Raw genomic sequence first — 13,474 nt, 5'->3', positions numbered from 1 at the left:
GTAATAATGATAACTTCATAATTGAAGACTAGCAACATGCAGACTTTAAGTCTGACAACCAAATCTATGGACTTTAAGTCCATAGTGGTTTAGTTTGCTCAAAAATTCATGTGTTATTCCCAAGTAACTCGCGACTTGCTTGTCTGTTAGTTTAGAAACAATGTTTGGATAAGTGGTGGTAAATTGAAAGTAACGTTCTTTTGCAGTTTGACAATGATTACTGATTAATCGACGTTGCCAAGCCACTATGGCTTTTTGAGACATTATACGAAATAATTTTTCTACCACAGGAACAGTTTCATAAAGAGCAAGTTTATCTTCTCTGCTAATCAGTAAGAGGGTGCTTTCTTCTAAAGCTTGGATGTTTAGATCCGACGATTTTTGGTTCATGAAGCTATCGATATCCATCAGCCACCAGTCATTGCTTGCAAAGTAAAGCGTGTTTTCATTGCCTTTTTTATCAATAGTAAAAATTCTAAAACAGCCATCAATTACAAAACCCTCAAACTTACAAACGCTACCTTGCGTCAATAAAAACTCTTTTTTCTGGATCTGTAGCGGCTGAAAATAAGTGCAGATGTTCTCTAATTCTGCATCAGAAAGAGTGACGTTCTTTTGGATATTTTGTTTGAGGAGATCGTATTTCATTAATTTTCTTGTGCTTGAATCGGGGAATAATCATCTTAATTTTTCAAATCCCTTTTTTGATTAAGGCACTAATTTAGCAAATAAAAGTTAGATGAAAGATCGGCTTTCAAGTTGACTTCTTTTGGGCTTTCAGATTAGATTGTTCATATGCTTCCAAAAGATTGTTTAATTTTTCAAAGTTGTATCACACATATATATGCTGTCTTCTTTGATGACCATTAGAACATACTCTGTTTGAATGGATAAAAAAAAAATCATATTCCAAACAAATGACGCCTACATTTTAACGTTAATACGCCAGTTCCAACAATTTTTCAGCAAAAGCGGTTCCAAGATTTTTTTGACCTTGTGCATCGTAATGAACATTATCGGATCGTTTAGGGAAATCTTTATAGTCACCATCCATTGATGTCAGTATAATATCTGTTTTAGTATCATTTTTGGAAACATTTACCATGGCATTACGAACAATTTCGACACCTTCAATGTATTGACGGGGAGGACAGTTGATTTGGCCAATTATAAATGGCATTTTGGGTAAATTAAATTCAGAACGATAGGATTCAATTAATAGCTTCAAATTTTCTTCATAGGCTATGGCCGTAAAATCTTTGCGCGTATCTGTTTCTCCTTGCATCCACGCCATTCCTATAATGACATACTTTTTATTTTCAGCTTTTAGAGCATCTAAACATTTGTGAATGCTAGTTATATGCTTTTTATAGAGTTGCATTTGTTTGCGCTTTTCATCTAGTTCTGCTGTATTCGCTTTTTCAGCAGTCCAATTGGGATTCCATGCACCATATAGGGTAGTGCCACCAACAGCTTCCTTAATGAGTAAATACTGTTTGTCTGGATTTTTTTCGGCTAATGTGAGACCGATGAATAATTCTGGACCAAATTCAGTTGCTATTTTGTCAGCTTTAAAGTAGGAAAGAGGTTGTGCATCTCTGCCATCAACAACAACCGAAATACGATTTTTAACTGCTTCAATTCTTTGAATATCTTCAGGCTTTACATCAGCCATGATTCCATGACCTGCCATATTTGATTGACCTCCCAGTAAAACAATTTGTAGGATTGCATTCTTGGATATTGCTTTTTGAGCTTTTGCTTCATTTGAAATAAAAGCTACGAAAAGCAATACTATAATTTTAAAGTTTTGTTTAATTTTCATCTTTGATTTCTAAGAAATAAACTTGATTAATATTCATTTTGAAAGTAGCGCTTAATTTTTCGCCTGTTAGATAATTACTAATAGTAGAAGGTACTTTTCCATTTGGAAGTGTAATCGAAATAGTAGCTTCATTTTTGCCATAATTAGCAATGTTCAAGAAAGAATTTCCGTTTTTATCTGAAAGAACTCTCCAATCACATCCTTTTTGTTCTAAGCCATTGCTTTCTTTCACATTCAAAGCAGGCAATTTGTTTTTTTCTTTTAGAATTGAAAAAGCTTTATTTTTCATTTCGTTTAATGATTCTACGACTATCACTTTTCCTTTAGAATCTTTTAAACTAGTTTGTAATGGTCTTCCGTATTCATCCGTTTTTAAACTTTCTTTGTCCATAATAACCACACCACCAAAATCGATATAAGATTGTAGTGCTTTAATATCAGTTTCGAAAGCAAAAGGGGTTTTGGTAATCAAAATCGTTTCCCAAGTTTTGTTATCGTTATTTTCAATGATTCCTTTTGTGGCAAAACCTATAGGAGTACCTTCAAAAAACACCTTTTGATACGCTTTAAAAATATCGTCCATATGGGTTGGTTTGTTGATAGAAGAAGCCTTCGTGTAAAAAATACGAATTGGTTTCTCTTGGCGTTGCAATTCCATGATTTTATCTGAGATTGAATTTAAATCCAAAACGGTAGCATGAACTTCGTTTACCACGCGTGGTTGGTGGTTGTTTGAGGCGGCATAACCATTGCTGTCTTCGCTTTTTCTACTAGAACCATCTTCTCTTCTAGCCCAATACCAGGTTTGAATAGCGGTTAACCCATGCACATACGCTTGCCAATAATTGCAACGCACGTATTCTTTGGTTTGGTATAAATCTCTGTATTTTCCTGTAGAAAGAAAATGTCCTTCGGTATTGAACATGATTTTGTCTGGACTAATAGATTTATAAAAATCATATGACATACACATTTCTACCCAATCAAAATTGAAGTTTTTCTCCCATTCTTTTGGTTTTCCCCACATCCATGGCCCGCCAGTACTACAATCGTTACCAATAATGTCACTATTGCGAGTCAAGGCTTCCATATCAATGCCATGATCTCTTTTATTTTCTGTCCAAAGGTTAGGCATGATTTTCATGTGGGTTCTCGCGTTTGGATCATATTTTTTAACCTCCTTTTGTAGAAATGAAAACCAATTGGTAACTCTGTCCATATTATAACTTTCAAAATCAAACCAAGTTGCGGTCCCTTGTTGCGATTCGATTATGTCTTTTGGAACTACCATTGTTTCAAAATTAATGAAATTTGTTTTCCACAGCTCATTAACTTCATCAATATTCCCATGACGTTTTTCTAGCCACTTTTTAAAATCAAGAACAGCCAAATCAGAAATAGGAGCAGATGCCCAAGTTTTTTGTATGGTGTTCCAATGCGGTTCGTTACACAACATATATCCCAATTTGGTATATTGCTTTCCAGCCATCAAAGGAACAACAGCGGCAATCAAATCTGACTGAATTTTCTGCGCTACAGGATGATTGATGTCGTACATTGTATATTTTATTCCTGGGCCATCTGTGATTTTAGGATATTTATTTTTGGCCCAAGTTGGAGTAGTAGAGTGGTTGAAGAAAATGAACCCCATACTACCGTTTTCTTTGGTAGTTAATTCTTTTAATTTTTGAGGATTAACCTCTCCGTTTTCATTTATAACATAAGAAGGAGTTAGAAAATAGCCATCTTGATCCCCATGAAATTCGGTATATTTTTTGCCTGCAGGTTTCCATGTCCAATCTGCTAGAAAAACAGGTTTTCCAGCAAAGGTGATTTCGTCTTTGTTCACATCAGTTTTTGACCAATCAATTTTAGGAGTAGGCAAGCGCTTTATTTTTCCGGTCGCTATCTGCTGTAATTCGGATACAGCATCATCCAGCATGATTGCCATTTCTTTGCGTTCAAAATCAGGTAACATTTTTGCATATTTGTCCGCTTCCTTTTTATAAGCATTTACTAAGGCAAAGCTTTTTTTATTCGTTTCAAAATTATCATCATCCCATTTGGCATAATCCAAAAATATTTCAGCTGTTCGTAACGCTGTTTCCTCCTTAAGTGTATTGATTTTTTTTGATTGTGCTTTTTTGATTTCAGTCTTTAAGGTGCTTATTTTATCTTTGACCTCTTTTTCGGTAGTTTGTGCAGTAAGTGTTCCTAAAAATACTAAATTGATAAAAGTAATTTTTAAGAATTGTGGTGAAGTGAACTTTCGTTTCATTTTTTTAGTTTAATTGATTTTGGTATCATATCGGTTAATTAACGCATTCCATATTAGATTATAAAATTCATAATTTTAAAATTAATGTGATTTAATTAGCAAAAATCATTTTAAATTATGGTTGTTATTTTACAGGATTATATTTTTTCCAATTGTAATTATGGGTTTTTGGTCTATAAAGGTTTATTTAACTTATTTTATATAAAAGTAAGAATTAAAAATAATATTTAATTTATTCCCTGACTATTAAAGTTATAAATAAAGTTGATGAAGTTTTAATTCCTTTAAGCCCTTCTTTGAAGACGTATCCATATTTAAAATCTTGAAGGAAGATATAAAAGTGCTAATTGTTTTTATTTTACCAAAATAGAAAATATTTAGAAATAACTATCTTATTATAAGCTATTAAAAAATAAATATTTGTTTGTAATTTCAAAAAATTAACTTGAGTAATCCTCCAGTTTGTATCTGTAAAAAGGCTAAAATAAACATTAAATTGAATCCAAATCATATGATTCATAAAAAAAGAGAATGAATAATTTTGACTGTACGGCTGATTGTTTATTTTTGGAGGACATTAAAAAAAATAACCATGTACAATTTATTGAAAGGAAAAAAAGGAATTATTTTTGGCGCTTTGGATGAGAGTTCAATCGCATGGAAAACAGCTGAACGTGTGCACGAAGAAGGTGGTGTTTTTGTGTTGACAAATGCTCCAGCTTCGATACGATTGGGAAATATTACTGCCTTGGCTGAAAAGACAAACTCACAAGTAATTGCTGCAGATGCAACTTCGGTTGCTGATTTGGAGAACTTGGTAGAGCAAGCGATGGAGATTTTGGGTGGTAAAATTGATTTTGTTTTGCACTCAATCGGAATGTCAGTGAATGTACGCAAAGGGAATCATTATACAAATCAAAATTATGAATTTACCGAAAAAGGTTGGAATGTTTCAGCAGTTTCTTTTCATAAGGTGATGCAGGTTTTGTATAAAAAAGATGCCATAAACGAATGGGGGAGTATTGTAGCTTTATCTTATATGGCAGCGCAACGTGTTTTTCCTGACTATAATGATATGGCCGATAATAAAGCTTTTTTGGAATCAATTGCACGTAGTTTTGGATACTTTTTTGGAAGAGATAAAAAAGTGAGAGTCAATACCATATCGCAATCACCTACAGCAACGCGTGCCGGAACAGGAGTGAAGGGATTTAATGGTTTTATCGCTTTTGCAGATAAAATGTCACCACTCGGTAACGCCACTGCTGAGGATTGTGCTAATTATGTAATCACACTTTTCTCTGATTTAACAAAGAAAGTAACACTTCAAAATTTATTACACGATGGCGGATTCTCGAATATGGGAGTGAGTCAAGAGGTGGTAGAGATGTTTGAATAGTAATTTTAAAATCTAGAATTGTGTTTGTTATAAGTTGAAATTGCATCAATATCCGTTATATTTGCACTCAATTTCCATTTTAATTTTATCCTTGTTTGAGTATGTTTTTCTCATTAATTATACCTGTTTACAATCGCCCTGATGAAGTAGCTGAACTTTTAGAAAGTTTGATATTATCAAACTACAAAAATAAATTTGAAGTGGTTTTGGTGGAAGATGGTTCCACTATTCCATGTCTTGAGGTGGTCAACAAATATGAAAACAAACTACTGATTTCTTATTATCTAAAAGAAAATTCAGGACCGGGTGACTCTAGGAATTTTGGAATGAAAAAGGCCCAAGGGGATTACTTTATCATCTTTGATTCGGATTGTATTATTCCAATAGACTATTTGAATGAGGTCGAAAAAGCCTTGTCTACCGATTATGTAGACTGCTTTGGTGGTCCAGATGCTGCCCTAAAGAGCTTTTCAGATATTCAGAAAGCTATTAATTTTACTATGACCTCATTTTTAACGACTGGCGGGATACGAGGTGGTTCTGAGAAAATTGGGAAGTTTCAGCCTCGCAGTTTTAATATGGGTTTGTCTCGTAAAGCATTTGAAATTTCCAAAGGCTTTAGTAACATTCATCCAGGCGAAGATCCAGACTTATCCATTCGATTATGGGAATTGGGTTTTGAGACTCGATTGTTTGGAGCAGCTTTTGTATATCATAAGCGCCGGATTGACTGGGATAAATTTACAGTTCAAGTAAGTAAATTTGGAAAAGCTCGTCCAATATTAAATAGTTGGTACCCAAAATATTCTAAATTGACGTTTTTTTTTCCATCAGTATTTGTACTTGGTTTAATAACAGCTTTTATACTGTTAATTTTTAACAATGATTATTTATTAAGATTATATTTTGTATATTTCTTCTTAATATTCTTGGTATCGTCTATTAAAAATAAAAATATCAAAATTGGATATTTGTCTGTTATTGCAGCTTGGAAACAATTCTTTGGATATGGATTGGGATTTTTAAAATCTTATTTCAAAGTAATTATACTGAAGCAGAAACCAGAAGTAGCATTCCCAGAATTATTTTTTAAAAAACAACTATGACAAAAACCATTGGATTGACAGGAGGTATAGGTAGCGGAAAAACCACAATAGCAAATTATTTTCAATCCAAAGGAGTTCCAATATATATTGCCGACAACGAAGCGCGTAAAATTATGCAGTCTGAGGTGATTATTCAAGAGATAAAAAAAACTTTTGGAACTGATATATTTGAGGAAGGTATGTTAATAAGACAAAAATTAGCTGATATTGTGTTTAATGATGCCGTACAACTGCAACGCCTTAATGCTATTGTACATCCAGCAGTAAAAAAACATTTTGAAGACTGGTTGCTTGATCAAAAAGAAGTTCCATACATTATATATGAGTCGGCTATTTTATTTGAAAATGATAGTTATAAAAATTTTGATTACATAATTTCGGTGACTGCGCCCTTAGCGTCCCGCTTACAGCGTGTAATTGCTCGTGACGCTACTACAATAGAGCAAATTCAAAAACGAATTGATGCTCAATGGACAGATGAGCAACGCATTGCAAAAAGTCATTTTGCGGTGGACAATTCTATTTTAGAATTAGCAAAGCTCAAGATAGACGAAATTCTTAAAATTTTAAAGATTAAACAAAAAGAGTCTTAAATGTTAATCTTTGGTTAATGTATATTTAACTATACTGTTAAAATCTTAATTTTGATCTGATGAATAAATTGTTTTTTAGATTATTGGTTTTATTAATGAGTTTGTCCCTTATAGGGATTATTCTCGTTCAAGTGTATTGGTTTAATACCTCTTTCAAAAATAACGATGAACAATTTAAGTTTCACGTTAAACAAGTATTAGGTAATGTTGCGGATAAATTGCAAAAGCAAGAAGCGTACAGTTTTTATGATAAATACAATCATTATAAAGATAGTACGGGGAAAATTCCACAAAAAAATGATTTATTAGAGTTTTATTATGTCCAAAAAAATCCAAAAACAAATGAGACTATTGTGTATACAAACAGTCTAATGGCAGAGGATTATAATATTTCAGCTACTTTTTTCGATAAAAAATTTAGTGCTGATAGGTTTAAAAACTTTAGCAGTCGTAGAACTACAGAAGTTTATAATAATACTGGAATAGATAAGTCTGGTTTGCAGCAAAGCTTAACACCTGATGTTAAAATTGAAAAAAGTGGTAGTCTAGATATTCTTGATAATGCACAATTTGAGATCTTCTTTAAAGATATTGCTTCTGTAATGCCCATCAATGAAAGGATTTCGAAAGAAAGATTAGAGAAATTAATTAAAAAAGAATTAGAGCAATATGGCGTAAATACCAAATTTGAATTTTCCATTTTCAACAATGGTGTACAAACCCAGATAATGTCTAAAGGGTTTTGTAATAAAGAAGAGGGATATTCTATTCCTGTTTTTTCAGATAATGAAGGTAATGAGAAGTACAAGTTGTTTGTCATGTTCCCATACAAAAAGAAATTTCTTTGGTCTGAGTTGGTTAGTATAACCGTATTGTCAATTGTTTTTACCCTAATTATTATGATTGCCTATAGTAGTGCGCTGAATCAATTGATTAGACAACGTCAGATATCGGAGATCAAAACGGATTTTATCAATAATATGACGCATGAGTTCAAAACGCCGATAGCAACTATTAATTTAGCATTAGACGCCATAAAGAATCCGAAAATTATTGACGATAAGGAGAAGGTCTTTAAGTACCTACAAATGATTCGGGACGAAAATAAGCGAATGCATGCCCAAGTAGAGAATGTTTTGCGAATCTCTAAATTGGAGAAAAGAGAATTGGATATCGAGAAAGAATCCAGTAACGTTGAGGATGTAATAAATGATGCAATTGAGCATGTAAGTTTGATTCTAGAAGATAGAGGTGGGGCGATAATCACGAATTTTGATGCTAGTCGCACTACTGCCTTAATCAATGAGGTTCACTTTACAAATGTGATTGTGAATATCCTAGAAAATGCGATAAAATATACCGCAGGCACACCAGAAATTAATGTTTTTACAGAAAACATTAAAGACATGATCTTAATTAAAGTACAAGATAATGGACTGGGAATGAGTAAAGTGGCTCAAAAAAGAGTTTTTGAAAAGTTTTATAGAGAACATACAGGCGATATTCATAATGTGAAAGGTCACGGTCTTGGATTAGCGTATGTGAAAAGAATAGTTGAAGACCATAACGGTCAAGTTTATGTTGAAAGTGAAAAGGGAAAAGGAAGTACCTTTATAATAAAAATACCGCTAATAAATTAAGATATGGAAAGTGTAAATAAAAAAATACTCTTAGTAGAGGACGATTTGAATTTTGGAGCAGTTCTGAAAGACTATTTAATGCTAAATGACTTTGATGTTACCTTAGCAAAAAATGGTATGGAAGGTTTTGAAAAATTCAAAAAAGACACCTATGATCTATGTATTCTAGATGTTATGATGCCATACAAAGACGGGTACACATTGGCCAAAGAAATTAGAGAAAAGAACAGCGAAGTGCCAATTATTTTCTTGACTGCTAAGTCAATGAAAGAAGATGTCTTAAAAGGATACAAAGCTGGAGCAGATGATTATTTGAATAAACCCTTCGATTCTGAAGTGTTGTTAATGAAAATAAAAGCCATCATTCAAAGAAAATCTTCGGATGTGAAACCAGAACAAGTTCAGTTTGAGTTTAATATAGGTAAATTTCATTTAAATTCGAAACTACGTTTCTTGAATATTGAAGGAGAAGAACCAATAAAATTATCTCCAAAAGAAAATGAATTATTAAAAATGTTGATTCTTCACGAGAATGATTTGATGCCTAGAGAATTAGCATTAACAAAAATCTGGAGAGACGATAATTATTTTACATCACGTAGTATGGATGTATATATTGCAAAATTACGTAAATATTTAAAACTAGATGAAAATGTTGAAATACTCAACATCCACGGAGAAGGATTTAGATTAGTAGTAAAAAAATAATAGGATTAGAGAATAAGCTTCGAGAAATCGAGGCTTTTTTTTTAGGAACTTTATCCTACTTTCCGTTGCAATATTTTTCATAAAAGCCTCAATTTCTAAGGTATAGCAAGAGCTCCTTTGGTCGCTTTGCTATACCAAGAAATTGGGGCTTTTATTTCAAAATGCTTTACACTACAATCAGGGTTAGCGGAGCTGGTTTAATTATGGTGTTTTTTTACAAATGTACTCTTGTAAAAAGTATAGAAAGGCATCAGCCAAAACCATAAAATTTTTTATTCTGTAAGAATTTGAAAAATGCAGTTCATTCTAAATCAATTATTTTTTTATCTTTTAGTTCCAAAAAGTAGTTAACCTGCCAAGTTTGTGTTTTTAGAGCTTGTTTATTGGTTACGGTGTCCCAATTAGAATATACTCTAAAGCCCCGTTTCCCATCCCTAGAATCGTCTGATAGAACATGTTTTTCGTGTAAAATAGCTTTTGGGAAAATGAAAACGCCAAAATCCTCTTCTTTTCGTGTTGCAATGATATAAAAATCAATAGCATCCGATTTACTATGTGGTGTTGTGAGTCCCTGATTGTTGCGTTTCCACAATGTTACAAATTGGCCAGTTTTGGTTGGAGTAATTTTAGCAGTCCTAAATTTCACTTTATATTTCCCCAATTGAAAAGTATGCGCAAAATATTCTTTACTTTCTAGTTCCAATTGTATATTAGATAGCTCCAGCCCAGAAGGTTTAAAAAGTTTTTCATTTATAAGTTGTAGTTCAGGATACATATTGTTAGTTATATAGTAAAGATGTATAAGTTTCGTTTTGTAGCACTAACGGAAGATATTTCCGGGTTGGTCAAGTTTATATTTAATGGTATAAGCTAGGTAAATATTTGTTTTGTAGTGTTTTTTTACTATTTGATAAATAGTATAACTCATAAGTTTTATTGGTCTTAAAAGAGTCAAATAAAAGTAATGTAACCCTTTGAAATTTGTCCTTCTAAAAGAATTTATGTTACTTGTTTCTTTAAAATTAGTTAGTTATGAGATGAATACATAAATACATTGGGGTCAAGTGAGGAAAATTATCAGAATTACACTAAATTCAACTGCAAAGCAAAACAGTTTTTGTTCTCCTTAGTAATGCTAAAGACAATCGAATTATCAGATAGGTTCTCGTGAATGACCACTTGATCACGAAGTGAGAGTTCTTTCATGAAATTCATTTCAAAACTCTTGATTTTTTGGTTCAAAATGATTTTCTCATCAACTACATCCATACACCATTCTAAATATTTAACGTGGTTGACATGATTGATGATATCCAAATCTGAAAGAATAACTTTTTTTTCAAAAACTTCTTCTTTCTCTGGGTTTATGATGATTTTTGAAAAGCTTTCTTTGGTGGCTTTTAAGTCAGGATACAGTTCAAAATGTTTATGGCCTAAAGCTAAAGCTTCTGGGCGACGCTTTACAGTATTGAAAACAGCCCAAAAAGTTTCACCTCCAATGATTTTTTCTCCATTAAGATAGATTTCCAATGCTCGAATTGAACGCGAGTTTTCTAAGGTATTTATCCATGTTTTTACAGTAACGATGTCCTTCCATTGCGGTAATGCTTTAATTTCTATCCTCATTCGGCTCAAAACCCATGCTTGGTTGAATTCCTGCATGTCTGTGAAGCTGATTCCACCCAAATCGGCATGCGTAGCTGCAGTAAGTTGTAGTAAATTACACAATTCGGTATATTTAAGTCGTCCAGATGGCAAGCATTGGGTGAAATTAATTTCGTATTCTTTTTCTAGAATAGAGGAGAAAGCAGGGGATAATGGCATTGTTTAGTCGTATTCGTTTTCAATTGATCCTGTTGGGTTTACAATAGGAGTTAAAATTGAGTTCATGTTATTGTTGTTTACAAAAATAGTGAAAACTATTTGTTTTGATTTGGTTTTTTAGCTACTTGTTGAATGTTTAATTTTAATGAATAAAAGGAAAAAGACATGTAGCAATTCATGAGTTTTATTTTAAATTTTACTTTTGATAAAATCAATTATTTTTGGAAATGGTGTTTCGTAATCAAACCATCTTGTAGTGGTATCTCTTTTGAACCAGGTGAGTTGACGTTTGGCAAAACGGCGGGTATTTTTCTTTATTTCTTCGATTGCAAAATCTAAACTTATCTCTTTGTTTAAATATTGAAATAACTCTCTGTAACCTACAGTTTGTAAGGCATTTAACTCTTTGTTAGGGATTAGTTTTTTTACTTCCAACAGAAGTCCTTCGTTGATCATAATATCTACACGTTGGTTGATGCGATTGTACATAATGGAGCGTTCTGCTTCTAGCCCAATTAGAATAGGAGTGAAGGAACGGTTGTTCTTTTTCTGATTCAAAAATGAGGAATAGGGTTTTCCTGTTCCTATGCAAACTTCTACAAAGCGCATCATGCGCTGTGGGTTCATTAATGTTTGAGGATTTTCAGTCGATATTGTTTCGTAGTATTTTGAATCTAAAAATTTGAGTTGTTCTTGAAGATAGCCAATACCTAATTTTTCATATTTTTCGTTGACAGCAGTACGAATGGTTGAATCGATTTCTGGGAATTCATCAAAACCTTTTAGAATAGCATTGACATATAGTCCAGACCCACCAACGAGTACTAGGTAGTCATTATTTTGGAATAATTGGTCAATTTTGGAAATCGCTTCTTTTTCATAGTCTCCTACAGTATAGTTTTCAAAAATGGATTTGTTTTGAATGAAATGGTGTTTAGCAGCTGCGAGTTCTTTTGGATTGGGTACAGCTGTCCCAATTGACATTTCTTTGAAAAATTGACGACTATCGCACGATACAATATCACACTGAAAATGATTTGCTAATTGAATGCTTAAGGCAGTTTTGCCAATTGCTGTGGGGCCGATAATGGTTATTAGGTACTTCATGGTTGATGTTTTAGCCCAGATAGGAACGAAAACCCCGGACGGCTGCAAGTTAGTATTTCTTGGTATAAAAGAGCGACTTTAGAAGCTCCTTTTATGCCTTAAAATACAACTTGCAGATGTAGGGGTTGTAGTGTATAGCTGGAAATAGCTCCATATAAAACTATTTATCGAGAGAATGTCCGCATTTATGACAGAAATTCGAGTTTTCTGGATAATCGTCTGTGCCGCAACCGGGACAAGGTGTCTCTGGATGGGATGTTAATTTTTGGTGAGATTTGGCAATTTCGGCAGTTACAATTCCGGTAGGGACGGCAATGATTCCATACCCCAAAATCATGACGAACGAAGCTATGAACTGACCGAGTGGGGTAACAGGTGAAATATCACCATAACCTACGGTTGTTAGGGTTACAATTGTCCAGTAGATTCCGGCAGGAATACTTGTAAATCCGCTTTCGCTACCTTCAACCACATACATGATCGATCCGATGAGGATAGTGATGATGAGTACAAAATAGATAAAAACAATAATTTTCCCTCGACTAGCATTGATGGCGCGCTTGAGTTGTACTGATTGACTGTTGAATTGGGGATGATTTAATATTTTGAAAAGTCGTAATAAGCGCAATGCGCGAACGACGGTAAAAACATTGGATCCAACGAGAACCAAACTTAGGTACATGGGGAAAATAGATAGAAAATCAATGATGCCGTAGAAACTAAAGATATATCTCCAAGGTTTTTGAATGCTAATAATTCGCATCACATATTCGATGGTAAAAAAAAAGGTAATAATCCATTCTAGGAAAACGAGTTCAGAATGATATTTGAGGTTAAAAGTAGCGACGGTTTCCATCATGACTAAAAGAACACTCAGTAATATGAGTCCTAGTAAAACCAAGTCAAATAAGCGTCCCGCTTTGGTACTTGTGCCATAAATAATGATATATGCACGCTGTTTTAACAGCTCGTATTTTGACTTTCTGTTTATCAT

General features: G+C 33.2%; 12 protein-coding genes. 5 read left to right on the top strand and 7 right to left on the bottom strand.

The genetic code is table 11. The annotated features are described in order from the left end of the window. Window positions 1-45: 45 nt before the first annotated feature. From M2326_RS12120 to M2326_RS12110, 3 genes are all read right to left on the bottom strand, one after another. Window positions 46-648 (bottom strand): Crp/Fnr family transcriptional regulator, encoded by a 603-nt coding sequence (locus M2326_RS12120; protein ID WP_264619824.1) that lies wholly within the window; start codon window positions 646-648, stop codon window positions 46-48. Between the two features lie 289 nt (window positions 649-937). Further along, window positions 938-1,825, bottom strand: coding sequence for a sialate O-acetylesterase (locus M2326_RS12115; protein ID WP_264619823.1), 888 nt, complete (start codon window positions 1,823-1,825; stop codon window positions 938-940). After that, entirely contained in the window at window positions 1,815-4,103 is a 2,289-nt protein-coding gene (locus tag M2326_RS12110; protein ID WP_264619822.1) for a beta-galactosidase, read from the bottom strand. The genes M2326_RS12115 and M2326_RS12110 overlap by 11 nt, the downstream gene beginning before the upstream one ends. Before the next feature lie 592 nt (window positions 4,104-4,695). On the opposite strand from M2326_RS12110, the gene M2326_RS12105 reads away from it, so the two are divergent. The 5 genes from M2326_RS12105 (at window position 4,696) to M2326_RS12085 (ending at window position 9,549) form a co-directional block, all read left to right on the top strand. Beyond that, complete coding sequence (locus tag M2326_RS12105) at window positions 4,696-5,502, top strand: enoyl-ACP reductase FabI (RefSeq protein ID WP_264619821.1); 807 nt, start codon at window positions 4,696-4,698, stop codon at window positions 5,500-5,502. A 101-nt stretch (window positions 5,503-5,603) separates the two neighbouring features. Next, window positions 5,604-6,608 (top strand): glycosyltransferase family 2 protein, encoded by a 1,005-nt coding sequence (locus M2326_RS12100; protein ID WP_264619820.1) that lies wholly within the window; start codon window positions 5,604-5,606, stop codon window positions 6,606-6,608. Then, window positions 6,605-7,201 (top strand): dephospho-CoA kinase, encoded by a 597-nt coding sequence (gene coaE, locus M2326_RS12095; RefSeq protein ID WP_264619819.1) that lies wholly within the window; start codon window positions 6,605-6,607, stop codon window positions 7,199-7,201. The genes M2326_RS12100 and coaE overlap by 4 nt, the downstream gene beginning before the upstream one ends. Window positions 7,202-7,260: 59 nt before the next feature. After that, a complete protein-coding gene (locus M2326_RS12090; protein ID WP_264619818.1) occupies window positions 7,261-8,841 on the top strand; it encodes a sensor histidine kinase in 1,581 nt (526 codons plus the stop codon). A gap of 3 nt (window positions 8,842-8,844) precedes the next feature. Then, a complete protein-coding gene (locus M2326_RS12085; protein ID WP_264619817.1) occupies window positions 8,845-9,549 on the top strand; it encodes a response regulator transcription factor in 705 nt (234 codons plus the stop codon). Between the two features lie 301 nt (window positions 9,550-9,850). Here the strand turns inward: M2326_RS12085 and M2326_RS12080 are convergent, their stop codons facing one another. The 4 genes from M2326_RS12080 to M2326_RS12065 form a co-directional block, all read right to left on the bottom strand. After that, complete coding sequence (locus M2326_RS12080; RefSeq protein WP_264619816.1) at window positions 9,851-10,324, bottom strand: MepB family protein; 474 nt, start codon at window positions 10,322-10,324, stop codon at window positions 9,851-9,853. A 308-nt stretch (window positions 10,325-10,632) separates the two neighbouring features. Next, window positions 10,633-11,373, bottom strand: a complete 741-nt coding sequence (locus tag M2326_RS12075; protein WP_264619815.1) for an acyl-[acyl-carrier-protein] thioesterase — start codon at window positions 11,371-11,373, stop codon at window positions 10,633-10,635. A 189-nt stretch (window positions 11,374-11,562) separates the two neighbouring features. Then, window positions 11,563-12,480 carry a tRNA (adenosine(37)-N6)-dimethylallyltransferase MiaA gene (gene miaA / locus M2326_RS12070; RefSeq protein ID WP_264619814.1) on the bottom strand — a complete coding sequence of 306 codons (918 nt, stop codon included), beginning with the start codon at window positions 12,478-12,480 and terminating at the stop codon, window positions 11,563-11,565. Window positions 12,481-12,640: 160 nt separating this feature from the next. Further along, complete coding sequence (locus M2326_RS12065) at window positions 12,641-13,474, bottom strand: ion transporter (RefSeq protein ID WP_264619813.1); 834 nt, start codon at window positions 13,472-13,474, stop codon at window positions 12,641-12,643.

Source organism: Flavobacterium psychraerolatum, from assembly GCF_025960985.1.
GTDB lineage: Bacteria > Bacteroidota > Bacteroidia > Flavobacteriales > Flavobacteriaceae > Flavobacterium.
Note: the sequence above shows the minus strand (reverse complement) of the source record. Positions and strands in the feature narration are given on the sequence as shown.

What these genes read in the sequence shown, in the direction of transcription:
- M2326_RS12120 (WP_264619824.1), bottom strand. Translation starts at nt 648, where the DNA reads ATGAAATACGATCTCCTCAAACAAAATATCCAAAAGAACGTCACTCTT.
- M2326_RS12115 (WP_264619823.1), bottom strand. Translation starts at nt 1,825, where the DNA reads ATGAAAATTAAACAAAACTTTAAAATTATAGTATTGCTTTTCGTAGCT.
- M2326_RS12110 (WP_264619822.1), bottom strand. Translation starts at nt 4,103, where the DNA reads ATGAAACGAAAGTTCACTTCACCACAATTCTTAAAAATTACTTTTATC.
- M2326_RS12105 (WP_264619821.1), top strand. Translation starts at nt 4,696, where the DNA reads ATGTACAATTTATTGAAAGGAAAAAAAGGAATTATTTTTGGCGCTTTG.
- M2326_RS12100 (WP_264619820.1), top strand. Translation starts at nt 5,604, where the DNA reads ATGTTTTTCTCATTAATTATACCTGTTTACAATCGCCCTGATGAAGTA.
- coaE (WP_264619819.1), top strand. Translation starts at nt 6,605, where the DNA reads ATGACAAAAACCATTGGATTGACAGGAGGTATAGGTAGCGGAAAAACC.
- M2326_RS12090 (WP_264619818.1), top strand. Translation starts at nt 7,261, where the DNA reads ATGAATAAATTGTTTTTTAGATTATTGGTTTTATTAATGAGTTTGTCC.
- M2326_RS12085 (WP_264619817.1), top strand. Translation starts at nt 8,845, where the DNA reads ATGGAAAGTGTAAATAAAAAAATACTCTTAGTAGAGGACGATTTGAAT.
- M2326_RS12080 (WP_264619816.1), bottom strand. Translation starts at nt 10,324, where the DNA reads ATGTATCCTGAACTACAACTTATAAATGAAAAACTTTTTAAACCTTCT.
- M2326_RS12075 (WP_264619815.1), bottom strand. Translation starts at nt 11,373, where the DNA reads ATGCCATTATCCCCTGCTTTCTCCTCTATTCTAGAAAAAGAATACGAA.
- miaA (WP_264619814.1), bottom strand. Translation starts at nt 12,480, where the DNA reads ATGAAGTACCTAATAACCATTATCGGCCCCACAGCAATTGGCAAAACT.
- M2326_RS12065 (WP_264619813.1), bottom strand. Translation starts at nt 13,474, where the DNA reads ATGATAAACAGAAAGTCAAAATACGAGCTGTTAAAACAGCGTGCATAT.